This is a genomic window from Pontibacillus sp. ABV4_188, assembly GCF_056311905.1.
The window spans coordinates 1,679,378-1,701,019 of record NZ_CM149975.1 but is presented as its reverse complement, the minus strand read 5'-3'; the positions used below and the strand labels follow the sequence as shown (position 1 = coordinate 1,701,019).

General features: G+C 38.8%; 28 protein-coding genes. 7 read left to right on the top strand and 21 right to left on the bottom strand.

The features are described from left to right. Positions 1–12: 12 nt before the first annotated feature. From ftsL to ACYX4O_RS08635, 6 genes are all read right to left on the bottom strand, one after another. A complete protein-coding gene (ftsL, locus tag ACYX4O_RS08660; protein ID WP_476356389.1) occupies positions 13–393 on the bottom strand; it encodes a cell division protein FtsL in 381 nt (126 codons plus the stop codon). Further along, a complete protein-coding gene (gene rsmH / locus ACYX4O_RS08655; protein ID WP_476356388.1) occupies positions 390–1,349 on the bottom strand; it encodes a 16S rRNA (cytosine(1402)-N(4))-methyltransferase RsmH in 960 nt (319 codons plus the stop codon). The genes ftsL and rsmH overlap by 4 nt, the downstream gene beginning before the upstream one ends. Positions 1,350–1,395: 46 nt before the next feature. Continuing rightward, positions 1,396–1,827, bottom strand: coding sequence for a division/cell wall cluster transcriptional repressor MraZ (mraZ, locus tag ACYX4O_RS08650; RefSeq protein WP_476356386.1), 432 nt, complete (start codon positions 1,825–1,827; stop codon positions 1,396–1,398). A gap of 161 nt (positions 1,828–1,988) precedes the next feature. Further along, positions 1,989–3,614, bottom strand: a complete 1,626-nt coding sequence (bshC, locus tag ACYX4O_RS08645; protein ID WP_476356384.1) for a bacillithiol biosynthesis cysteine-adding enzyme BshC — start codon at positions 3,612–3,614, stop codon at positions 1,989–1,991. Positions 3,615–3,698: 84 nt separating this feature from the next. Beyond that, a complete protein-coding gene (locus tag ACYX4O_RS08640) occupies positions 3,699–4,073 on the bottom strand; it encodes a DUF3397 domain-containing protein (protein ID WP_476357056.1) in 375 nt (124 codons plus the stop codon). Between the two features lie 5 nt (positions 4,074–4,078). Continuing rightward, a complete protein-coding gene (locus ACYX4O_RS08635) occupies positions 4,079–4,969 on the bottom strand; it encodes a ketopantoate reductase family protein (RefSeq protein WP_476356382.1) in 891 nt (296 codons plus the stop codon). Between the two features lie 310 nt (positions 4,970–5,279). Between ACYX4O_RS08635 and ACYX4O_RS08630 the strand changes: the two genes are divergently transcribed. Further along, on the top strand, positions 5,280–5,762 hold the full coding sequence (locus ACYX4O_RS08630; protein WP_476357054.1) for an N-acetyltransferase: 483 nt from the start codon (positions 5,280–5,282) through the stop codon (positions 5,760–5,762). 33 nt (positions 5,763–5,795) lie between these two features. Here ACYX4O_RS08630 and ACYX4O_RS08625 read toward each other — a convergent pair whose 3' ends face one another. The 4 genes from ACYX4O_RS08625 to ACYX4O_RS08610 all read right to left on the bottom strand — a co-directional run bounded on the left by ACYX4O_RS08625 (position 5,796) and on the right by ACYX4O_RS08610 (position 8,593). Next, entirely contained in the window at positions 5,796–6,275 is a 480-nt protein-coding gene (locus ACYX4O_RS08625) for an RsfA family transcriptional regulator (RefSeq protein ID WP_476356380.1), read from the bottom strand. A gap of 645 nt (positions 6,276–6,920) precedes the next feature. Continuing rightward, positions 6,921–7,682: an enoyl-CoA hydratase/isomerase family protein gene (locus ACYX4O_RS08620; RefSeq protein ID WP_476356378.1), complete on the bottom strand. Its 762-nt coding sequence runs from the start codon at positions 7,680–7,682 to the stop codon at positions 6,921–6,923. A 176-nt stretch (positions 7,683–7,858) separates the two neighbouring features. Next, on the bottom strand, positions 7,859–8,032 hold the full coding sequence (rpmF, locus tag ACYX4O_RS08615; RefSeq protein WP_188654864.1) for a 50S ribosomal protein L32: 174 nt from the start codon (positions 8,030–8,032) through the stop codon (positions 7,859–7,861). Between the two features lie 48 nt (positions 8,033–8,080). After that, positions 8,081–8,593 carry a YceD family protein gene (locus ACYX4O_RS08610; protein WP_036780823.1) on the bottom strand — a complete coding sequence of 171 codons (513 nt, stop codon included), beginning with the start codon at positions 8,591–8,593 and terminating at the stop codon, positions 8,081–8,083. A 256-nt stretch (positions 8,594–8,849) separates the two neighbouring features. Between ACYX4O_RS08610 and ACYX4O_RS08605 the strand changes: the two genes are divergently transcribed. Beyond that, positions 8,850–10,067, top strand: coding sequence for a nucleotidyltransferase (locus ACYX4O_RS08605; protein WP_476356375.1), 1,218 nt, complete (start codon positions 8,850–8,852; stop codon positions 10,065–10,067). Positions 10,068–10,113: 46 nt separating this feature from the next. After that, on the top strand, positions 10,114–10,488 hold the full coding sequence (locus tag ACYX4O_RS08600; RefSeq protein ID WP_476356373.1) for a hypothetical protein: 375 nt from the start codon (positions 10,114–10,116) through the stop codon (positions 10,486–10,488). A gap of 105 nt (positions 10,489–10,593) precedes the next feature. Here ACYX4O_RS08600 and ACYX4O_RS08595 read toward each other — a convergent pair whose 3' ends face one another. Together ACYX4O_RS08595 and ACYX4O_RS08590 are read right to left on the bottom strand one after the other, a co-directional pair. Continuing rightward, positions 10,594–11,622: a SepM family pheromone-processing serine protease gene (locus ACYX4O_RS08595; RefSeq protein WP_476356371.1), complete on the bottom strand. Its 1,029-nt coding sequence runs from the start codon at positions 11,620–11,622 to the stop codon at positions 10,594–10,596. Next, a complete protein-coding gene (locus ACYX4O_RS08590) occupies positions 11,609–12,406 on the bottom strand; it encodes a patatin-like phospholipase family protein (protein ID WP_476356369.1) in 798 nt (265 codons plus the stop codon). Before ACYX4O_RS08590 ends, ACYX4O_RS08595 begins: the two co-directional genes overlap by 14 nt. Before the next feature lie 167 nt (positions 12,407–12,573). On the opposite strand from ACYX4O_RS08590, the gene ylbJ reads away from it, so the two are divergent. Continuing rightward, positions 12,574–13,785, top strand: coding sequence for a sporulation integral membrane protein YlbJ (gene ylbJ, locus ACYX4O_RS08585; RefSeq protein ID WP_476356367.1), 1,212 nt, complete (start codon positions 12,574–12,576; stop codon positions 13,783–13,785). 24 nt (positions 13,786–13,809) lie between these two features. Here ylbJ and coaD read toward each other — a convergent pair whose 3' ends face one another. From coaD to ACYX4O_RS08570, 3 genes are all read right to left on the bottom strand, one after another. Beyond that, entirely contained in the window at positions 13,810–14,292 is a 483-nt protein-coding gene (gene coaD, locus ACYX4O_RS08580) for a pantetheine-phosphate adenylyltransferase (RefSeq protein WP_476356365.1), read from the bottom strand. A 12-nt stretch (positions 14,293–14,304) separates the two neighbouring features. Further along, complete coding sequence (gene rsmD / locus ACYX4O_RS08575) at positions 14,305–14,904, bottom strand: 16S rRNA (guanine(966)-N(2))-methyltransferase RsmD (RefSeq protein WP_476356363.1); 600 nt, start codon at positions 14,902–14,904, stop codon at positions 14,305–14,307. A gap of 371 nt (positions 14,905–15,275) precedes the next feature. Then, entirely contained in the window at positions 15,276–16,703 is a 1,428-nt protein-coding gene (locus tag ACYX4O_RS08570; RefSeq protein ID WP_476356361.1) for a stalk domain-containing protein, read from the bottom strand. A gap of 106 nt (positions 16,704–16,809) precedes the next feature. Here ACYX4O_RS08570 and ACYX4O_RS08565 point away from each other — a divergent pair, with 106 nt between their 5' ends. Then, positions 16,810–17,199: a DUF7147 family protein gene (locus ACYX4O_RS08565; protein ID WP_476356359.1), complete on the top strand. Its 390-nt coding sequence runs from the start codon at positions 16,810–16,812 to the stop codon at positions 17,197–17,199. A 39-nt stretch (positions 17,200–17,238) separates the two neighbouring features. Here the strand turns inward: ACYX4O_RS08565 and ACYX4O_RS08560 are convergent, their stop codons facing one another. After that, positions 17,239–17,517, bottom strand: a complete 279-nt coding sequence (locus tag ACYX4O_RS08560) for a YlbG family protein (RefSeq protein WP_036780847.1) — start codon at positions 17,515–17,517, stop codon at positions 17,239–17,241. A 100-nt stretch (positions 17,518–17,617) separates the two neighbouring features. Between ACYX4O_RS08560 and ACYX4O_RS08555 the strand changes: the two genes are divergently transcribed. After that, positions 17,618–17,938 carry a hypothetical protein gene (locus ACYX4O_RS08555; protein ID WP_476356356.1) on the top strand — a complete coding sequence of 107 codons (321 nt, stop codon included), beginning with the start codon at positions 17,618–17,620 and terminating at the stop codon, positions 17,936–17,938. 6 nt (positions 17,939–17,944) lie between these two features. Here the strand turns inward: ACYX4O_RS08555 and ACYX4O_RS08550 are convergent, their stop codons facing one another. The 5 genes from ACYX4O_RS08550 to ACYX4O_RS08530 form a co-directional block, all read right to left on the bottom strand. Then, positions 17,945–18,385, bottom strand: a complete 441-nt coding sequence (locus tag ACYX4O_RS08550) for a YlbF/YmcA family competence regulator (protein ID WP_036780851.1) — start codon at positions 18,383–18,385, stop codon at positions 17,945–17,947. A gap of 66 nt (positions 18,386–18,451) precedes the next feature. Then, complete coding sequence (locus ACYX4O_RS08545) at positions 18,452–18,685, bottom strand: YlbE-like family protein (RefSeq protein WP_476356354.1); 234 nt, start codon at positions 18,683–18,685, stop codon at positions 18,452–18,454. 11 nt (positions 18,686–18,696) lie between these two features. Then, positions 18,697–19,125 carry a spore coat protein YlbD gene (gene ylbD, locus ACYX4O_RS08540; protein ID WP_476356352.1) on the bottom strand — a complete coding sequence of 143 codons (429 nt, stop codon included), beginning with the start codon at positions 19,123–19,125 and terminating at the stop codon, positions 18,697–18,699. 72 nt (positions 19,126–19,197) lie between these two features. Then, on the bottom strand, positions 19,198–20,328 hold the full coding sequence (locus tag ACYX4O_RS08535; protein ID WP_476356350.1) for a CAP domain-containing protein: 1,131 nt from the start codon (positions 20,326–20,328) through the stop codon (positions 19,198–19,200). 64 nt (positions 20,329–20,392) lie between these two features. Next, on the bottom strand, positions 20,393–20,821 hold the full coding sequence (locus ACYX4O_RS08530) for a CBS domain-containing protein (protein ID WP_476356348.1): 429 nt from the start codon (positions 20,819–20,821) through the stop codon (positions 20,393–20,395). A gap of 309 nt (positions 20,822–21,130) precedes the next feature. On the opposite strand from ACYX4O_RS08530, the gene ACYX4O_RS08525 reads away from it, so the two are divergent. Then, a complete protein-coding gene (locus tag ACYX4O_RS08525; protein WP_476356347.1) occupies positions 21,131–21,586 on the top strand; it encodes a YugN family protein in 456 nt (151 codons plus the stop codon). The last annotated feature ends 56 nt before the right edge of the window (positions 21,587–21,642 follow it).

Below are 21,642 nucleotides of genomic sequence, written 5' to 3'. Positions count from 1 at the left end.
TCTCATGTCCCCTTATTCGTTACCGGAAACGGATTTAGCTTGTTTAACTTTAGATTGTCGTATTTCAAGACCGTTTTCTTTCGCGATCTCCATGATACGCTCGGGGTTTGATAATTCTTTAATTTGATATTGAAGATTTTCATTCTCAAGCTGCTGCTTGTTTATGTTTGTGTCCAAATGTTGCACATCACGATTGATCTGATCAATCGATGATGAATATGAAACCACGACCACACTAAAAAGGATCGCTAGGCTACTTACAACTGTGTATAAAAATTTCTCGCCAGGTGTAATCCATCTCTTTTTATGTACCTGGACTTTAACCTGCTTTTGACTTTGGCTTTGCTCTGTTGTTTCATGTTGGTGCAATTGTTTCGCTTTTTCTGCACTCATTCATTATTCCACCCTTCCCATGGACGTATTTTTTTAGCAACTCTTAACTTCGCAGATCGAGCTCTTCGATTTTCTTCTAATTCTTCTTCACTTGGAATGATTGGTTTTCGATTCACTAATTCAAAAGGAGGCAATTGATCCTCAGGAATGATTGGAATACTTTTAGGTAAAGGAGGATTACTACTCCACTCTTTAAACGTTTGCTTACAGATACGATCTTCTAAAGAATGGAAGGTAATAACAGCTATTCTGCCTTCCATTGCTACCATTTCAGCCGCCTGTTTTAAAGCGTCTTCAAAAGCTCCTAATTCGTCATTCACAGCAATGCGCACTGCCTGAAAAATACGCTTAGCTGGATGGCCACCTTTTCTTCTTGCAGGAGCTGGAATCGCCTCTTTAATAATGTCCACTAGTTGTGTAGTGGTTTCAATTGGCGCTTCTTCACGTTTTTTCTCAATACCTCTTGCAATCTGTTTAGAGAATTTCTCTTCCCCGTACTTAAAGAAAATTCTGACAAGGTCATTGTAATCCCATTCATTAATGACTTCATAAGCGCTAAGTGGCTGTTCCCTGTTCATACGCATATCTAAACGTGCATCCTGATGATAACTAAATCCTCTCTCATCTTCATCAAGCTGTGGAGAAGATACCCCTAAATCAAAAACAATACCATCTACTTCTTCGATCCCAAGATCCAATAGAGATTGTTTCAATTCCCTGAAATTTGCATGTACAAATGTAATTCGGTCTTCGTAAGGAGCTAAACGTTCTTTAGCAGCACTCAAGGCTACCTCATCCTGATCAAAAGCAATAAGTCGGCCTTCTTCACTTAGCTGAGATGCTATACGCTCACTATGCCCCCCACCACCTAGTGTACAGTCGACATAAATACCATTCGGTTCTACGTTTAATCCAGTGACGGTTTCTTCCTTTAATACTGTAATATGGTCAAACATACTTTCATTCCTTTTCAGTTAGATTCTCTGGTTGTTATATTATTTGCTAAATATCAAAATCCATCATGTTCTCAGCGATTTCTGCAAAAGAATCTTCAGATTCATCAAAATACGTCTCCCAATCTTCTTTAGCCCAAAATTCAACGCGATTGGAAACGCCAATGACAATACATTCTTTTTCTAGTGCTGCATATGTCCTCAATGGAGCAGGAATATTAATTCTTCCTTGCTTGTCTACTTCACACTCAACTGCACCTGAAAAGAAAAAGCGAGTAAATGCTCTAGCATCTTTCTTTGTTAGTGGGAGCTTTTTCAACTTCTCTTCGATGACGGTCCATTCAGAAAGTGGGTATGCGAATACGCATTTATCAAGACCACGTGTAATGACAAACTTCTCTCCTAAGTCTTCACGAAACTTAGAAGGCACGATGATTCGGCCTTTTGTATCTATATTGTGTTGATATTCTCCCATAAACATATAGATAGCCCCACTTTCTCACACAAGCGTACCACATCCCACCACTTTCCTCCACTTTAACTTAAATATTCTTTGGGAACAAAAAAAATCCTGCCTTTTTGGCAGGATTTTTTATTTTAATCATTTTTTTAAAGTCTTAGTGGTTAAGGAATCTCATTGTTCTACATAAAGATTACGTGGTGAGCTTTCTTCCAATCATATTGTTCACTTAATAATTGCTTTGGAAAATCAAGACCATATTCATTTACGAAGGGTAGAATGTTCCATACTCTCTCTTGCAATCCACCTTCTGGATGCAAACGTAAATCAATTTGATCAAATACATCTAACTCTCTACTATGCTTTTCCTCTAGACCTTGAGCCATTCGTTCTTGAAGAAATTCAACATCTCTAAACAAATGGAATAAGTTCTTCTCTGCTAATTGACCAATATCATCTCGAATTTCATGAGCCTTTTCTTTTAAAGGACGATGTGCTCTCTCAATCGCACGTTTCACTTCATCAGCCAACTCTTCAATAGGAGGATAACTCTGCATCGCAATCCATTTACTTTTATCTTCCGTAACACCTTCATTTACAGCTTGTTCTACATTAATTAAGTGACGACGAAGCCATTTTTCATTTTTACGATCCAGCAGTGTCAAAGATAAACGAGGCATCACTGGAGGCATTTGTATATCAAGTGATTCAAATACTGACTTAAGCGCTGACCAATATCCAACTTCGCCAGGACCTGCAATAAAGGAAAGAGAAGGAAGTACAAGGTCTTGCATAAGAGGACGTGTGACTACGTTATTGCTAAGAAGGTGGGGGGAAGTTTCAGCAATATGCATTAGTTCTTCTTCGCTCAAACAAACTTCATCTTTCTTACCTCGCCAATATCCTTCTTCGTCTTTCATTAATAACGTTCGTTCCCCGTTCCATTTATAAAATAGATGACCATCATCCACTTCCGCTTCAAGGTTAACGGCGTAACCTTGCTGTGCCGTGTGATGTAGAGATCGTACAACACCTTCACTAATTTCAGGTTGCTTCTTAATCATTTCTTGGAAATAGCTACTTTCAAGACGGCGTAGATCATCATTTTGTGCATCTATTAGAACAAGTCCTTCTTCGCTAAAGAAAGAATGTGTAATTCGTGCAAAAAGATCAACAAATGTAGTAGACTTTTTCAGTTCGCTTTTAAATAAATCATAGAGGCGATTTGTATATTCACTTTCATGTAAACCAGCAAATAAACGATCAAGCCAAGATTGTATAGCTTCTTTATCCATTTCCATTTCTGATATGGCTTCTTTTTTCATTTGCTTTTGAAGTATTTTGTGTTTCTTCATTCTTGGAGATTGCGGCATATAAATATGATTAATCTCATCAAAGTCATGGTCCTCTCCCGCAACCCAGAAGACGGGAAGTACAGGACGCCCAAGGGCCTCTTCTTGTTCTTTAGCCATTATAATAATTGAAATCATCTTATGAATCGTGTACATAGGCCCAGTTAGTAAACCTGCTTGTTGGCCACCAACTACAACGACACTTTCAGGGTTTCTTAAGCGCTCAATGTTTGAAAATGTTGCTTCGCCCGCTCCCCATTTTTTATTCATAATTTGAAGATGATCAGCCAACTCTTCTCTTTGAAATGAGCGACTATCCAATTCTTGCGCACGTTTTTCATATTCTTCTTGCTTGTATGGGTTATAGTGAAATTTATTTAATAGCTCCTCTTCCTGAGCACGGTAATGTTGGATAAATTTATTCTGTGATGGTAATGCAATGGGTTGGATCCGCATGGATAACCTTCTCCTTTTTCAATATGATCTATGTATTCCTCTCGTATTGTATCGAAAAGATGAAGGGATTTCACTCAAAAGGCATCATAAAGTCATAAGTCGATAGGCTAGTCCGTATATCGTAAGACTTACGTGCAAACTTACAAAGAGCAAAAAGCTAAAGCGCCAAAACCCTTTAAAAGCCTTCTTAAATACAATCTCTTCTTTAACTTTCCATTGGAGAAAAACAAAAAGACTCAGTAATAGTATAAGTAGAATAAAAACATAACTAATATAAGAGCGCTCAAAAATAACAAATAATGCCGCTGGTACAGCAAAAACATAAATTAACGTCATACTGTTTACCGTTAAATGCAATGATTTCTTCTTATTCTTTACCGTTTTTCTCATAATCATATAAACAATTATTGTAAGCGGCACTGGTAGTGTAATCAAAACAGCTACTAAATAGGCGAACATTTGATTCACTCGCATCCCCTCCTGTCCATGTGTTGCATGGCTAGTACCCCTTCATAAACAAATGTGGTATATGGGAGTTTTTTACTTGCCTTTTTTAATAAATAACCTGAAATTCCTTCAACTTCCGTGTTTCTACCATTCTTAATATCCTCAAGCATTGAAGAATGGTTGTCTTTTGTTTGCAGCGCAACTTTCTTTATCCTGCTTAAATGATACTCAACATCAATCTTACCAAGAACATCACATGCCTCTTCACATAAACGTGTTGCAATACGGTATAGATGAGGATTGTTCACAATCTCCCCATTAGCAACCTTAAAAACGGATGTTAAAGGATTGATAACTGCATTAATAATTAACTTATCTGACATGACTTCAAACCAACTATTCTCTATTTTATAAGGGAAGTGACTAGAGTTAAACTCTTCTTTATAAGTCATTAGATCTTCTTGCTTCATCGTTATACCAGCTATTCGTGTAACACCTACACCCGTATGAGCTACAGTTCGATCACTCAACTTCCTTGCTCCATGTTCTACAATTCCGACCGCCGTTGAGTTAGTCATTTCTTTTAGGTCTTCTGTATGTCCCATTCCGTTTTGCATGAACAAAAGAGGGGTGGAGATCTCATTTTTCTTTACGATCTCTATAACTTCTTTAACATGAGTTTGTTTAGTAGCAACTATAATTAAATCGAAGGAATCATCTATATCCATAGCATTTTTGGCATGAATGTCATATACTCCTGGACTACCATCTAAACGGATGCCTCTATTATGGATAAGATCCATTTGTTCTTCCCTTTTCACATAAAGGGTCACCTCATGTCCTGCTTCTTGTGTCCTGATTGCATACAGCAATCCAATTGCCCCAGCCCCAACTACTGCTACTCTCATTTCTCCACCTTCTCACGTTTATCTATTCTTAATCTTTATACAATAAGAGGTTAAATTCCTCCTATATGCCCATTTTAGCAAAAAAAATGTTATGTATCCCTTATAAAATAACCTATTTATGGTGTAGTCCTAAGAGGAGGACGCGTTTATTATGTTTACGAAAACATAGTGGTGTAATTTAGAAGACTAGTGTTAAATCACACGATCCCCAAAACATTTACCTCTAAAAGAACAACAATCATTTTATTCAGAAAATTTTTATATTATAATGGAGAGGAGCAATTAAGGTTTTAAGGGGGATTTTAAAATGATGGATACCATACAAGTTCAGAAACTAGTGGTTAATTTTAAAACGTTAGAAGAATTCAAACGATTTAAAGAATACGGAAATCAAGAACTCTCCATGTTAGAAGACCTGCAAAGTAACATAATTGAAAATGATAGCGTTTCACCATTTTATGGCGTTTATTATGGAAACGCTTTAGTAGCTCGGATGAGTCTATATCAAGTTTCATCTCGGTATGATGACTACTTTGAGCCTCCTCAAGATTACTTGGAACTATGGAAGCTTGAAGTCTTACCTGATTATCGAAATAAAGGGTATGGGAAGAAACTTGTAGACTTCGCCAAAAGTTTTAAATTACCGATTAAAACAAACCCTCGTATTAACTCTCATGGTTTTTGGGAGAAGATGGGATTTCAAAAAGCAAAATACGATATGGAGCGAGATTTAGGAGAAAACCCTCTAATTTGGACGCCTACAGGAGTGTCAGAAAAAACTCCATCGTCATAATAATTATAGAAAAAAGGCTGATCACTAAGGTGATCAGCCTTTTTCTTTCGGTATTTGCACCCACTGCCAAAGTTTCCCCATCTCTTCCCACGCTTGATGATATCTTTTCACTTGATCTTTTAGTTTCTGATTTTCTTCATAGAGCGTAGAGATATCTTGATGTGAAGATTCAAGCTTATTTCCAGAAACATTTTTTCTCATCGTTTCTAAAAAAGAGATTGCATCATCTATGGAGAAAGTGGAGGTGATAGAATCTTCCGAAGAAGCTACCTCTTCCCTTTCTGCCCCGCCTCTTTTTCTTTCTTCTTTCGCTAACTGAATCCCCTTTGCATATCGTTTACGAACGGTAGCATTCCAACGAAACCCACAAGCAGCCGAAGTGCGAGAGAGCTTCTTTGCAACCTCCTCAAAAGCCTCCAACTGCGTCTTCCCAAGCCGTATATAACGGAGAACCGTTTCAGCTAGTAAAACATCCTCATCCTGTGTCCAAGCATCCTGCCTCGTAGCATTCATTCTATCCCTCCTATCACGTGTACTAAAAATGTATGCAACTAATAGGAGAGATAGACTAGGGAATTAAGAAAAGCACAGGCGACTGTTCAGACCCGTACGCATAATCAAGATGACGAAAGTACGCGTAGCGGACTGCAGTCAGCTTGATTATGACGCTAGGGTCTAGGAGCCGGAGCTAGACATTAAGAAAAGCGCAGGGGGCTTGCCCAGAGGCGTACGGATAAGCCATCTTTTCGGAAGAGGCGATAGCCTCTGCAGAAAAGATGGCTTATCTCGCTAGCCTCTAGCCCCCGGAGCTAGACACAAGAAAAGCACAGGCGGGGTGACCATGCTTGAAGGAAGTTCGGTTAAAAACGGCACGTCAATAGCCAACACCGAACGCCCCCACCTCGTGTGGGGCCGGATAAGCCATCTCTCCGGAAGAGGCGATAGCCTCTGTAGAAAAGATGGCTTATTTCGCTAGCCTCTAGCCCCCGGAGCTAGACATCAATGAAAAACACTGACTTAATCAAGAAATATTAGAGGAGGTTCGGCTATCCCACATTCATGTGAACAAAAAAAGCTGCTACAACACAAGTTTGTAACAGCCTCTCAATCCTCTTATAAACCACTATACAAACACGCCAATAGTAAATCCAGTAAAGATCAGGACTTTTGATAACCCTGAACCGCTTCTTTATGCTGTTCATTTCCCCACAAATTTGAGCAACGTCTTACTTCATCATCCATATCAGCTGATAGGGATAAAGGAATTTGTTGCTTCACATATTGTTGTTTGAAATGTTTCGCTTGATCGATAGTCTTGCTTAAGAACGGTTTCATAATATTGTCAATGTCTTCTGCTATTGTCTCTTCACGGATTACACCTTGTAGCCATCCTGTGTGAATCGCCTCTTCTGTACCATAAACACGAGACTGTACAAGCATTTCATAAGCCTTTAAAGGGTGGATCCTATGGTAAAGTAACGCGCCACCACCAAAGCCAGGTGATATCCCTAAATCTCCTTGTACAAACCCGATTGTGGAACCTTCAGCAGCATATCTGAAATCACATGCAGTCGCTAGTTCACACCCTCCTCCTCGTGTATGTCCATTTAATAAAGCTATAGTAGGTACAGGAAAACGAGATAGTTCATAAAGTACTTCTTTCATAGGGTAAAGGGCACTAAAAGCTTCTTGAGAAGACAAACCTGCATGAAAGTCATTAAGGTCTCCTCCTGCGCAGAATGCTTGATCACCTGCTCCAGTAATGACTAATGCTTTTATATCAAGGTCTCTCGCATCCTTTAAAAGCGTTTGGAGTTCCTCAATCATATCTAAAGAAAGGGCATTACGTCGCTCAGGACGGTGAAGAGTTATCATACCATAACCTTGCTCATATAAATCCCACTTCACATATTCACTCATGTTGTTCCCTCTTTTCTATTCTTTCTACTTTCATTTTACCAAACTATTTAAGTAAACGTGCATTTTACTAGCACATATTTTATATAAAATGCTAAATTACACGAATTGACTCTCAAAATCCCTTAGAAAAGCACAAAAAAAGAGCGCCTCTATGAGACCCCCTTTTTTTGAACGGTTTATTGTTCAACAACTTGTTTACCATTGTACTGTCCGCAAGATTTGCAAACATGGTGTTGTTTAGTGTATTCACCGCAGTTTTGGCATTCTACCATTCCTGGTACGTGAAGTTTCTTGTGAGTACGACGTTGGTTTTTAACCTTTTTTGAAGTTCTACGCTTTGGTACTGCCATGTGTTACACCTCCTTCATGCACGATCCAGATTGTATGTGATGGATCTCTTACTCTTTGTTATCATCTAAAAATTGTTGAAGCTTTGCAAGGCGAGGATCCACCTTCTCTTCTTGCTTCTCCTCTGTGACCAACTGCCAGCCATGCCCCTCAGAAAGAGCATCCTCTAACACTTCGTCATCAGCGAACACTTGCAAAGGAACTTCCAATATTACATTTTCCTTGATATAAGGCGTTAAGTCAAGCACTTCTCCAGCAATTTCATGGATCTCATCTTCACCTTCTTGATGATAAGGAGAAAGCGAGAAGACTTCTACCGCATCAAAGGAAAACGGATACTTCACATCCGCTAATGTACGAGCACATGGGAGCGTCATTGTACCAGAGACAGAAAAACGAAAAGTCACTGTATCTCCATTACGAGTAGCTTCACCCTTTACATGTACATCAGGTATCGATCGGATGTCATTAGGCATTTCTTCTAGTTCAGAAATGTCAACGTGATCATCAAACGTTACCGGTTCTAGATCAGCTGCTTTTAATTTTTGTAAAGCAAATTTCATTCTAATCACCTCAAGGCAACAAGAGTTATTTTAAAAGGAAATAGACAATTTGTCAACATTTTTTCTTTACAGCAATATCGCCTTTTATCATTTCGCTTTTATAGTCTTCTCACTATGCCATAACTTAACCCGCGACGCAAGTAAGACCTTACAAAATGCTTCCTTTATATTGATTTCGCTTCCCTATTTCGTTAGTTTATAATCATGGTAACGAATTAACTGAACGGAAAATACTATAGGAAAGAGGTTTAACGTCATGAAATCGTGTGGACTTATTGTTGAGTATAACCCTTTTCACTTCGGTCACCAATATCATCTCAAACAATCCAAAGAAACATCTGGAGCTGATTGCATGATTGCAGTAATGAGTGGAAATTTCCTTCAAAGAGGAGAGCCAGCTATCATAGATAAGTGGCACCGAGCTCAAATTGCATTGTCTCAAGGTGTCGATATCGTTTTAGAACTCCCTTACGCCTTTGCAGTACAAAATAGCGATTTATTTGCAAAAGGTGCGGTATTTACTCTTCATGAAATTGGCACTGACACCATCTGCTTCGGAAGTGAACAAGGGGATATTACTCCTTTTACAAAGGCATATGATTACTTAAATGGTCATCAGGAGTATTATAAAGATTCACTCCACCATTTTTTAGATCAAGGGTACTCTTTTCCAGAAGCCAGCCGGCTTGCATACAAGGCAATCGGCTTGTCAGAGGACTCCATTGACTTAACTCAGCCAAATAATATATTAGGCTTTAGTTATACAAAAACCATTCTGGATCACAAGTTACCAATCACCCCGATGACCATTAAACGCACTAAAAGCGGTTATCACGATGAAACGATTTCTCATAAAATTGCAAGTGCAACGAGTATACGGAAATCTATTCTCAAGCAACAAGAAATGACTGCAGAAGCTGAAGGGTCTTTGCCACCTGCTTCAGTAAATGTATTAAAAGAATATGAAGATAAGGCAAACGGCTGGCATTACTGGGAGCGTTATTTCCCATTGCTACACTATAAGTTAACTACCCTTTCTAAAGAAGAGATCAGATCCTTTCATGGTGTTGAAGAAGGACTTGAATTTCGATTAAAGCATACAATACAAAAAGCCACTACATTTGAAGAGTGGATGAATTTACTTAAAACCAAACGCTATACATGGACACGGCTTCAGCGTACTATAACTCACATTTTAACTAACACGAAGAAAGATGAACTTCACTCTCTACATGAACTTAAACAAGTGCCCTACGTACGTTTATTAGGAATGTCAAAGACCGGTCGCACGTATATTAAAGAACAAAAGAAAAAAATGAACGTCCCTATCCTTACAAATTTGCAGTCAGGAGATCATGAATTTGTTACAATAGAGGAGCGTTCTGTGGACGCCTATTTATCTTGTTTGTCAGTAGAGCGAAAAAAAGCCTTACGAAAAAGAGAAATAGGACCTCCTGTAATGCCACACATGTGAAACTTTTTTATGGACCCATCGTCCAAATATTAAAGGGGGAATGAGGTTGCGCAATCTGTTACGATGGTTCAGCATTACATTCCTTGCGCTGTTCATTATAGTAGGATCTATTGGATTTGTATTTAAAGACACCTTATTTCAAGAAGGAAATCCAATTCCTGTGATCAGCGGCATCGTACAGCTTAAACTTGGCGACAAACCTTATGTGCAGATTGATACCGAATCAGAGACCTACATTACACCACACACCCCTGTGGAGGGCGATTATTATTACATCGTCAAAACCTTTATGGGAGAGAGAGGATTTGCTTTCCTAGAGCAAAAAGGAAAAGATCTTACTTTCTCTAAAGGAGAAGACAAGACAACCGTGGAAACACGGATGTATACTTCTGATTACTATATTTTTTCAATCGGTCAGTAGCGCCACAACATAGCAAAGAAAGCTGGACCTCAAATATTGGCCCGTAAACAAAGTCGAAAAGGGCTCCAAGTTGTATTTTGTACAACTTGGAGCCCTTTCTAGTCTTTAATCTGAGGTTTTAGGATCTAAGTCCTTCAAGTATTGTAACGCTTCATCAAAGGTGTCTACAGGCACTATCTTCATGTCTGTTCCGATATCTTCAGCTGTCTTTTTAGCCACCTCGTAGTTAGACCCCTCTTTTCCACCTTCATTAGGAGCGAAAAAGATTTCAATCCCTTCTTCATCAGATGCTACGACTTTTTTATCGATTCCACCAATACGTCCAACTTTTCCTTCATATGATATTTCACCTGTACCAGCGACTTGATACCCTTTCGTTATATCGCTCTCTGTCAATTGATCATAAATTTCCAATGAAAACATGAGGCCCGCACTAGGTCCTCCAATCTCTCCACTCTTAAAGTTTACAGCAGGATCAACTTTCACACTGCGATCAGTGACAAGCCCGATCCCCATAATAGCTCGCTCTTCTTCAGGATGTTTTTGTAACGATACCGTTTTCGTCATTTTCTTATCGTTTCTTTCAAACGTAACTTCTACACTATCCCCTACATTAAGTGGTGCAATTAAGTCTATAAGTTCTTCTGACTTTTTAATCTCTTTTCCATTTACTTCAATAATACGATCTCCAATTTCAAGTTTGCCTTCTGCTGGCATATCTTGACCTACACTCATAACATAAACCCCGTCATAGTTGATCGTAATATCCTTCCCTGCCGCTTTGTAAGCAACTACTTGAGCAGCTTCCTGAGACGATTCCATTACTTGAAGTTGGGCGTGATGATACTCATTTTGACTAACCCCTTCAGGTAAAATATCTTCAATATCATAAATTTCGTGATAAGGAAGGATTTTAGCAATCACATACCGAATCGGCGTTGCAGGTCCACCGCTAACAGTAACCAAGTGCATCTCTCCATCACTTTTAAATCCATCTTGAACTTGTACTACTGGATTCAAGTCATCAGCCGATCCAGGCTGATAAATATAATACGGCAAACGGTACTGAGCCAAGAAAAAGGCAAGTACCACTACTACCGCAAATACTATAATATATCTTTTATTCTGCTTCATCGTCGGGCTCCTTCCAATTCTCTATATACGTTCGAATCGCTGCAATATGACGATTCGCCTCTTTCTCTCCCTCATTTACAATCTCGACTGTATCCGTAAAGGCTCTCGAACTAAACTTCTTCACATCCGGCTTCAACATAAAATCGGCATCAATATCAATTTGGCTAAGTAATTCATCTTGCATAATCTCTATACTTTGAATAATTACGTCATAGATGGATTGGACATCATTACTGCCATCAAAGTGTGCACAATCAACCCCAATTACAATATCAGCGCCCATCTCTCTTGCTACAGAAACGGGAACCCGATCAACAACCCCTCCGTCAATCAATAAACGATCTCCGATCTTTACAGGTACAAAAATGCCCGGGATAGAGATACTAGCTCTAACTGCATCTGCTGTATTGCCTTCTTTAAAAATGACTTTCTCTCCCGTATGTAGATCCGTTGCAATGACGGAGAACGGGATATCTAACTCCTGAATATCCTTTCTATACGTAAATAAACTTATGTACTCTTTAATACGCTTACCTTGAATAAACCCCATCTTAGGAACAGTGAAATCTAAATAATACTTACGCTTAAACGTTTTTGCTAATTTGTATAATTGGTCCATATCCTGCCCAGCACAATACAAAGACCCCACAAGTGCTCCCATGCTGCTTCCCGCAATAAGGTGCACTGGTATACCGGAATCCTTTAGCGCCTTTAACACACCTAGATGAGCAAACCCTCTTGCACCTCCAGACCCTAAGGCCAATCCAACAACAGGTCTCTTCACCCTAAGACCTCCCTTTTTCTTACCTTGCTTTTCTTATTTTATGGCATAAATCTCTTTCTCATGAGCGTATAGTGGTATAGAAACGCTTGTACTGTATGTATATGTTATGAACATTTTACTATTTCCCAAAAAAGAAGTACAGTCGGTCAATTTGTAGGGGGCTATATATGAAATCACAAGTAAAATCACTAATACTCGCGTTGATGGCATTATTTATTGCTTTCTCGCTAATTCGCTTCCCTGATCAAGCTCTAGAAGCTTCCATCCGAGGGTTAAATATGTGGTGGGAAATTGTGTTCCCCTCCCTGCTCCCGTTTTTCATCACGGCTGAACTTTTAATCGGTTTCGGAGTTGTTCGTTTCATAGGAATTCTTTTCGAGCCAATTATGAGACCAATATTTAGAGTTCCTGGAGTAGGCAGTTTCGTGTGGGCAATGGGCATGGCAAGCGGATATCCGTCTGGTGCCAAGCTAACAGCGAGGTTAAGACAAGAGAAACAGCTTACACGAATAGAAGCTGAACGACTCGTTTCTTTCACGAACGCTTCTAACCCACTCTTTATATTTGGAGCAGTATCTGTAGGATTCTTTCACGATCCCACCTTAGGTATATTACTAGCAGTAAGCCATTACGTAGGAAATACACTAGTAGGTATATGTATGCGTTTTTATGGACGAGAACAAACACCTACACGAGACCGCTCTAGAGATAAGATCACCTTAAAAAAAGCTTTCCTAGCTCTTCATCAAACACGATTAGAAGAACCACGCCCATTTGGTAAGTTCTTTGGAGATGCTGTTTTATCTTCTATCCAAACGTTACTGATGATTGGTGGGTTTATCATCATGTTTTCTGTCTTTAATAAACTATTATTCTTAGTAGGAATCACTCCTATTATTGCCGGGGGAATAGGCATCCTATTTCAGATGATTACATTGCCGCAAGAATTGACCCTCCCCTTTATTTCAGGACTATTCGAAATTACACTCGGCTCTCAGATGACTGCTCAGGCTGAAAATTCAGTTCTATTGCAACAAGTTATTTGTGTCAGTTTTATATTAGCTTTTAATGGTTTTTCTGTACAAGCACAAGTTGCTAGTATTTTAGCAGACACTGATATACGCTTCAGACCTTATTTCTTCGCGCGTATTCTTCATGGTCTTTTCGCTGCTGGATTAAGTGTGTTATTGTTCGTTCCTCTCTACGTGGACCGGCAAGCATTCGAATCCGATGAATCACCTGTATGGATGAGGTTAAGCAAACACGAAACATTTTGGTCAGACCTTTTCGAGAAGCTTGTCAACATAGGTCCACTCATGACGATCGCTTCTCTAGCTATTGCGAGCCTTATTTTGTATCGAAGAATGATAAAAAAATAGCCCGACTAACTTATTGTTAGGGGGCTATTTCTTATATTTTGCTTTCAAGGCTTCTTCAATTTGCGGAGGAACTAGTTCAGAGACATCTCCTTGATATTTTGACACTTCTTTCACAATGCTTGAACTTAAGAAGGAGTATTGATTGTTGGTCATGACAAAGAACGTTTCAATAGAGTCATTCAATTTTCGATTCATCGCTGTAATTTGCATCTCATATTCAAAATCACTCACAGCTCGCAGCCCTCTTAGTACAACATTTGCACCTTTCTCTTCGGCATAATCAATAAGTAAACCACTACTAGAGTCTACAGTCACATTATCAAGGTGACTTGTGACTTCTTGTATCAGTTCTATACGCTCTTCAACAGAAAATAAGGGAGATTTTGAACGATTATGAAACACCGCTACCGTTACATGATCAAAAATCTTTGCTCCACGCTCTATAATATCAAGATGACCATATGTAATTGGGTCGAAACTTCCTGGACATATTGCTAAGGTTGCCATCAATATCCTCCTCTATTCTTGTTTATAAAGACTGATTGAAATAATGCTTGAATAGGTTTCATGACGAAAACGTTTAAAAGGACCAAATGAGTCTGGTAAAGATTGTTCGGAGGAATGTTCACAAACAATGGTTGTTCCCTCACTAACAACGTCATGCTCAAGCATGGAATCGATAAGCTCCTGATATGAGAATTTATCATATGGGGGGTCTAGGAATACAAGATCGAATTGCAAGCCTCTTTTCCCTGCTGCTTTTATCGCTCTGTAAGCATCATTCTTATAGACTTCTGCATGCTCTTCTAACTTAAGAGTCTTCAAATTATCATAAATCGTAGCAATCGCTTTTGGATGCTTATCGACAAAGATTGATTTATCCATACCTCTACTTAATGACTCAATACCAAGACCTCCACTCCCAGCAAATAAGTCAAGGCACACGCCTCCTTCAAAGTAAGGGCCAATCATTTGAAATAATGCTTCTTTCACTTTGTCTGTCGTTGGACGCGTCAACCGATGAGGCACTGGTTGAAGCTGCCGTCCTTTATGTTCTCCTGCTATTACGCGCATAGAGTCAACACCTTTCTCTAACCATTTCGTACATAATCCTATCATAAACGTTCACAAAGAGGAAACTCACAGGTTCACACTTTATCCTTGAATCTTTCTCTTTACGAAGCTTTTGCCGCAAATAATAAAGACTTGCTTTTAAGATCGTTACGAGCACTTTATAAGAAGCATAATTGATTTGCGTTTCACATTTTCCAATAACCCTACAATTAAATTTAATATATGTGTATAAATCGAACCAGAACCGCTCATACTGTCTAAGGAACGGTTAGGGTTCCTCCTAATCGTTCCCGAAGACGGAGAAGACTTACGTTCCCCATAAGTTCTTCCTCCGGTTTCTCCTCTCCCTTTGCCTTTTTGGTTTGATGTGAATTAAATCAAAAAAGGTGCCTGCAGACAAATGTCTGCAGGCTTTTTTATTCAATAAGATGAAGACTTTGATCGTCTTCTCGCACACTTATCCCTAATATTTCTTTTATATACCGCTCTTTCATATACACATCCTTATTCACTTCGATGAGCACCTTACTAGCTATACCGAAAGATTCTTCGTTTTCAATAAAGGTTCGTTGATTAAGAGAGAATCTCCAAGTATTATCTTCTTTTCTTACTATGTATACATTTTCACTAGGAATGGCTGTCACTTCCATATTTGTTAATGTAGCTAAACCACCCAAAGGATAGAAACGTTCGCTCTTTATTTTTATCGGCCTCCAGTTAACTTTAACAGGATCATTGTTTAAGAGAATTTCTTTTGCTTCATAAAAGTATAAAGGAACAAAAGGCTTCCCGAAGGAAATATTTTCTTGAAAGAATGATGTTTCGAGACCCTTTACTTTTCCAAGCGTTTGATCGAAGTAAAGTGGTGTTTGAATTTTATCTTTTTTTGAGAGAAGCATTAAAAATTCCTTTTTTTCTACTTCTGTGAGCTGCCCTGTTAATGCTGCCTTTATCTTCTTCCCTTTTTCCGTATCCGAACTTGTATTAGCAGAATAAGCTACTAATGAATCTATTAGCCAATTCATCTCATCAGGGACACTAGCCCCTGCAGTAAACATCCAATGATACCAGGCTTCTTTAAAGCTATGTTCGTTTAGTGATGAAACATGCAATACACCTTGGTCAGATGCTTTAGACTTGTCTCCGACCGCTACAACCAAGGGCTCTTCAGATAATTGTTCATATATATTTTGTATTTTATTTAAAGTATGTTCAGGCAGACTATTTTTAGAATAGAATGTAATAGGACCTTTTTGATATTCTGAATAACCTTCTGCCTCTAGAGAGTATAGTGGAAAATGAGTTGCTTTCTTTTCATCCCACTGATAAAAATCAATATGGTCTTTCTTTATTTTGGCCTCCTTTACTGCAGAGCTTATCCAAATCCAACTATCAGGCTGTTTCTCTGTAATTGATACATTCATGTCCATTGGTAGTGTAGAATCATTCCTTGCTAACTGAATGAACCAAACACCAGAAGCAAAGCCCTCTTCTTGAAAAGGAAGTTCATACGTGAAATGAAGCTCCTTATTAGAAGAAACAGTAACTGTCTCAGGAGAGCTTTCTAATAAACAAGTCTGACTCTGACCCTCTTCATAATAACATTCCAAGCTGCCGATACCTTCTGGAATCCTTACTGTATAAGTTCCTTCCTTAATAGCTTCAATAGATTGCTCCACATAAATACGATCACCATCGTGAAGGACTCGTATATTTGCTTTATGAGAAGATAGAGGTGTTTCTGCCTCTTGATCACCATAGGTATACACACTCCACTGATATAAGACAAGGAGTGTGAGTAAAAATATTAGCGGGGTTGTGTAAAGTAAAGATTTCTTTATCATTAGTTTGTAACTCCTCAATATTTCAAGCGGTTTACAATAAAATCTATCCATCCTCTTTATTTTTTGCTATTGTATCATAAGAGATGATCATGAAAGAGGTGGCTATATGATTCAACGTTTTATTGAATTAGGTCAAGGATATTCCGACTTATACGAACTACTTACATTAAGCAGAAGTATGCCTGAGCGCATACAACATCTGATGGCATTTCACACAACTACAGGTGAAGAGAAGCGCACTTCCCTCGTTGTTGTAATGAAACCTACAACTCCAGGAGATTTTCAACCACTTTATATTTGTCGTGAAGGGATTCCATATCCACATGATATTCCTAATAAACGATTTGACTTATTCGAAAGTCTAGCTAATGAACTTCAGAAGGATATAATTGAGCTCACGGTTCAACCTAGTCAAATATTTGGTGAGCGTGAACTATTTTATCAGCACTTAATCGGTATACTACGAATGAACCGCTACATTGCTCCTATGAGTTAAATATTAAAAAGAGCACGGGACCATCATCCCATGCTCTTTTTATATACTACCGTATTTATAATCATACTCTTTTGCTTTATCCGGTTTTGAATTTTCATACTCTGTTCGAATAAAAGGTTTGTAAGAAGGCTCTACCTTCTGGATATAATGAAGTTTAGAAAGTTTAGTCATAACGTCTTCTATTTCGTCTTGATTGACGTATAAAAGAGCATACTTATGTTTTTTTGATGCATGTACTAAATGACCATAACGTTTAATTTGGCGGATATTTTTCATATGTTGAAACCATATGACTAATCCTTGTCTCTTTGTAAACATAGGGCATCCTCTTTCATAAATGGTTTTAAATTAGTTTAGCAAATATTGCGAAAAGGTTCAATTACAGAATAACGAACTTTTATAACTAGGGGGTATGGTAATGACAGATGTAGAAACAGCTTGGCACCTATTCATGCTGACATTAAATCACGACCCATGCATCCTTACATGTCACAAAAAGACAATTGCAGGAATACCTTTTGTATATGTAACTGCTTCTACCCAAACTGAAAGAAGGGTGGTTGAAGGTAGTCTTAAAAAAGCTGCAGCTTCTGCTATGAAAGGAAAACGCCTCACCCTCTCTATGAGCTTCGTGAGAGAGCATGAGGCGCTATATGTGTATCGGGTCCGTTTCCTTGTTCCTCAGCAAAAAATGTTTTGTTGCGGAAACATGTGCACAGACTGTATTCGATTCCAGTAACAGGGGTTAAGAACAGCCACAACCGCCGCCACTACCGCAACCACAACCGCCGCCTGTATCTTGAAATACCGCTCCGTCTTTTGGAACTTTAATTTGCGGACTTATGCTTCCGGCAATGATTTGGCTAAGTTCATCAAGCAACTTCTGTAGCTCACGTTCCGCTACCTTATAAGCGGCTACATAATCATTCATATCCATATCACGCTTTTTCTGACGAACCGCCTTCATAATTTGGTTATAATCAGGATGATATCGACCGAATCTCTCAACCTCTTCATACTGTGTTTTACTATCTTGAAAAGCACGAATCAGGCGCTGAGCCTCTCGATCCCGCTCCATATCTTGTTTGGCTTGGAGGTATCTTTCATATACATCTGAACCTGATACCAACTTTCCTAACTGTTCACTTTGATCCAGAATTTCAACTGTCTCTGAAGTAGCTAGCAAGTAAATCACCTCCACTTACTATTTTACCAAATCCTTTTAGAAAAACGAAATATTTATGAACATTTTTTACTCTTTCATCGCCTGGGCCATTTGCATAAGCATTTGAACCATTTGTAATTGATTCGTCATTCTCTCCATTTTTTGAGAAGCCGTTTTTCCAAAGAAGTATTTCGCTTCTTCTTCCATAGTTGGCAAAACCCCAGGGTCACGCGTGATTTTACGATACCATTTAGGGTTTTGACGAATAAAATTTATTAAATCAGGTCGATTATTTAAATATTGATAAACACCTGGTTGCACAAGCTTCCTCCTTAATCACGCCCGAAACCAAATGGCGATTTTTTAGGTGCGTTGCCTTTAGTCGGATTGGTCTTCTTCATCTCTTGGAATTGCCCTACAAGATTTTGAATGTTTGATATCGCTCCATTTAATTGTTGAATATGACCCTGTACTTTGTTTAAATCTACATTCTCAATCATATTCATAAACTGCCCCATCATTTCTTTGTTATTTGTAGAAGCTTGATCTTCTTTCTCCTCGGTTTGTTCCTCATTCGTTTTTCCTTGCTCTTCCTCCTCGGTAAACTGATTCCAATAAGGATCATCTTCCCCTAGTAGTACCCACTTTTCATAATATGGTTGCCAACTCTCCTGATGATCTCGCACATGCTTAATTAACTTAGGGTAACGTCCAGTAAATTCCTTAAACTCCGCAACAGACGGATGTAGGTTTGAACTCATTCTGTACCACCTCACATTTATATCTTTCTTTATAGGTAGTATATGAGTGACAGAAGAGTCATGTGCATATGCCTAGTAGGGATGTTCGAGAAAATTCTGGGTATAATAATATCGATAAACCCCTACACCAAGGTGTGTGTAGTCTTCATTTAATAAAGCTTCCCTGTGCCCTTCGCTATTTAACCACCCCTCTACAACTGCTGGGGCATCTGGGTACTGAGCAGCAATATTCTCTCCAGCTGATACATATTGTATCTTACTCTCTCTTAAACGTTCTTCCAGACCGTCTCCATCAAGCGAGATATGGGAAAAATAATTATGGATAGCCATATCTTTACTATGTCTAAATGCAACTCCTGCCGTTAACTCGTCCCAAACTAGCCTTTCTTTATCAAACTGATTTCGAATTTGGTTTGATATTGCATGAATCTGTTTCTCCATTCCGTTTTCGATTGCTGCCCAATCCTCATCCATTATAAATGGTAGGTCAGGCAGTCGCCCTGAATAAGAAACGTTGTAAGGACGATGTAATAGTATAATCTCATTCGTTAACAAACGAACAGATGACAACCTATTCGTAATGGAATCAAAGTACAACTGCATAACTACAGTGTCATCCAATTTAGCAAGAGGTCTCTGAATGTAGTCTTCATTTGTTAAAGTAAAAAGAAAAGAACCCTCTCCTGTAACAACTTCCACCTCTTCTTTTAAAGACAGAATTTCTTCAATCTCGTCTCTTGGTTGACCAATCTTAATAGATTTAAGTTCGATAGAGGGACCGATCCCGTACACAGCTACTACTTTGCTTTGCTTCATACCAACTTGGTAATAATTTTGGCTGTTCTCATAAATCCACCACTCATATCCATAAGGGGTCGGATCTTTTCGATCAGCTTTCCCTACTAAAGATTCTATTTCCCTAGCGGTCTTACCAATGAGTTCATTTATAGGCATAGAAGAAAAGTGTTCCCTAACTTTAAGAGAAGAGTTAGTTGGAACTGCGAGGATTTTTGCTTTATCTTCCTCATTCTTTCCTGTCACTTCTAAAGTTGGGGCTATGGATTTATTAGGTTCTTCGGTCATGACGTTTGTCCCTATTAGATATACAACAATAACAAGTGAGAAAAAGAAACTAATTACAAAGGTTCTCTTCAAGCTTTCACGCTCCCTCCATGCTTGATAGTCTAATATAATAGCAAACACACTAAATTATGATATAAATCACTAAACAAAAAGCCCCCTCTAATAGAGGGGGCTTTAGGGAGGTTTAATGAAGTTCTGGACGTTCTGAAATTTCTTCTAATGCATGACCAGCTGCTTCATTCGATTTTTGATCTAAAGAAAGGTCTCCAAGAGAAACTATGCCTACTAGCTTTCCGCTTTCAACTATAGGCAAACGGCGAATTTGTTTATCTGCCATTAAGTCTCCAGCCTCTGTAACCGAAGTTTCTGGCGTCACAGAAACCATATGGTCACTCATAACCTTTTTGATGGCGGTTGAACCTGCATGCTTCCCTGCATACCCTCTTATGACGAGGTCACGGTCTGTTACCATTCCTAAAAGGTTTTTTTGATGATCACATACAGGAATCGATCCTACATTACGTTCTTTCATTTTAACCGCAGCCTCATAAAGGGTATCGTCCGATGCGCAGCAAGCTACATCTGTTGTCATAATATCTCGAACTGACTTCATCCAAATCTCCTCCATTCTAGTATTCATGGATGCCTCAATAATCATCCCACGCTTTAATGTGTCCTAAATAAATGTTTTCTTACACAATACATGGAAGTATTTGATCTTTATCATAATTTTTTCAATAAAAGGGCAGAATTGTTGAAGACTGAAGCGGAAACACTTTATTGTGCGTGGTGCCGTTAGTTGAATTCCAAACAAATGAATGGCAACTTACTTTTTATAGGTAAATAATTGCAAGTTGGGCGACTTTTTTATATGATTAAGTAAGAACACGTTTACATAAAGACATGATGCGAGGTGGAACACATGAGAATTGAAGGTAAAGGTATTGAGGGCGCAATCGTGGAACTGAAGAAGTTAGACCACTTGATGAAGAAAGCTGGTTTTGTCAGAGGCGGACAATGGGACTACGAACGTGTAACTTACGATTATAAAATTAATACGGCAACAAAAGGCCAAACGTATTATCTACGCGTTCAAGGGTATGCTCTTGAAGGAGATGTAGATAGGCACGACGCTACAATGCAGCTGTTAACCCCACTCTTAGGGAAACACTATTATCCTCACGGCGTAGAATACGGTGACGGGGAAGATTTCCCGGATACGCTTGTAGACAAGAGCAACAAAGTCCTAGATCGTGTCAAAGACATGATCGACGAATTTCAAAATGAACACTTGCTTGACCGGGCTAAAAAGCTAATTGATCAATATCAATTTGACGGCGCTAAAGAGATGCTTGAAAAATACCAGAAGAATAATTAAGGTCACAGACTGTTAACGTTTCGAATCGTTAGCAGTCTTTTCCTTATGATCATGTA

Bases quoted from the DNA above. Each gene is read 5' to 3' on its own strand.
- ftsL (WP_476356389.1), bottom strand. From the start codon at position 393: ATGAGTGCAGAAAAAGCGAAACAATTGCACCAACATGAAACAACAGAG.
- rsmH (WP_476356388.1), bottom strand. From the start codon at position 1,349: ATGTTTGACCATATTACAGTATTAAAGGAAGAAACCGTCACTGGATTA.
- mraZ (WP_476356386.1), bottom strand. From the start codon at position 1,827: ATGTTTATGGGAGAATATCAACACAATATAGATACAAAAGGCCGAATC.
- bshC (WP_476356384.1), bottom strand. From the start codon at position 3,614: ATGCGGATCCAACCCATTGCATTACCATCACAGAATAAATTTATCCAA.
- ACYX4O_RS08640 (WP_476357056.1), bottom strand. From the start codon at position 4,073: ATGTTCGCCTATTTAGTAGCTGTTTTGATTACACTACCAGTGCCGCTT.
- ACYX4O_RS08635 (WP_476356382.1), bottom strand. From the start codon at position 4,969: ATGAGAGTAGCAGTAGTTGGGGCTGGGGCAATTGGATTGCTGTATGCA.
- ACYX4O_RS08630 (WP_476357054.1), top strand. From the start codon at position 5,280: ATGGATACCATACAAGTTCAGAAACTAGTGGTTAATTTTAAAACGTTA.
- ACYX4O_RS08625 (WP_476356380.1), bottom strand. From the start codon at position 6,275: ATGAATGCTACGAGGCAGGATGCTTGGACACAGGATGAGGATGTTTTA.
- ACYX4O_RS08620 (WP_476356378.1), bottom strand. From the start codon at position 7,682: ATGAGTGAATATGTGAAGTGGGATTTATATGAGCAAGGTTATGGTATG.
- rpmF (WP_188654864.1), bottom strand. From the start codon at position 8,032: ATGGCAGTACCAAAGCGTAGAACTTCAAAAAAGGTTAAAAACCAACGT.
- ACYX4O_RS08610 (WP_036780823.1), bottom strand. From the start codon at position 8,593: ATGAAATTTGCTTTACAAAAATTAAAAGCAGCTGATCTAGAACCGGTA.
- ACYX4O_RS08605 (WP_476356375.1), top strand. From the start codon at position 8,850: ATGAAATCGTGTGGACTTATTGTTGAGTATAACCCTTTTCACTTCGGT.
- ACYX4O_RS08595 (WP_476356371.1), bottom strand. From the start codon at position 11,622: ATGAAGCAGAATAAAAGATATATTATAGTATTTGCGGTAGTAGTGGTA.
- ylbJ (WP_476356367.1), top strand. From the start codon at position 12,574: ATGAAATCACAAGTAAAATCACTAATACTCGCGTTGATGGCATTATTT.
- coaD (WP_476356365.1), bottom strand. From the start codon at position 14,292: ATGGCAACCTTAGCAATATGTCCAGGAAGTTTCGACCCAATTACATAT.
- rsmD (WP_476356363.1), bottom strand. From the start codon at position 14,904: ATGATAGGATTATGTACGAAATGGTTAGAGAAAGGTGTTGACTCTATG.
- ACYX4O_RS08570 (WP_476356361.1), bottom strand. From the start codon at position 16,703: ATGATAAAGAAATCTTTACTTTACACAACCCCGCTAATATTTTTACTC.
- ACYX4O_RS08565 (WP_476356359.1), top strand. From the start codon at position 16,810: ATGATTCAACGTTTTATTGAATTAGGTCAAGGATATTCCGACTTATAC.
- ACYX4O_RS08560 (WP_036780847.1), bottom strand. From the start codon at position 17,517: ATGTTTACAAAGAGACAAGGATTAGTCATATGGTTTCAACATATGAAA.
- ACYX4O_RS08555 (WP_476356356.1), top strand. From the start codon at position 17,618: ATGACAGATGTAGAAACAGCTTGGCACCTATTCATGCTGACATTAAAT.
- ylbD (WP_476356352.1), bottom strand. From the start codon at position 19,125: ATGAGTTCAAACCTACATCCGTCTGTTGCGGAGTTTAAGGAATTTACT.
- ACYX4O_RS08530 (WP_476356348.1), bottom strand. From the start codon at position 20,821: ATGAAGTCAGTTCGAGATATTATGACAACAGATGTAGCTTGCTGCGCA.
- ACYX4O_RS08525 (WP_476356347.1), top strand. From the start codon at position 21,131: ATGAGAATTGAAGGTAAAGGTATTGAGGGCGCAATCGTGGAACTGAAG.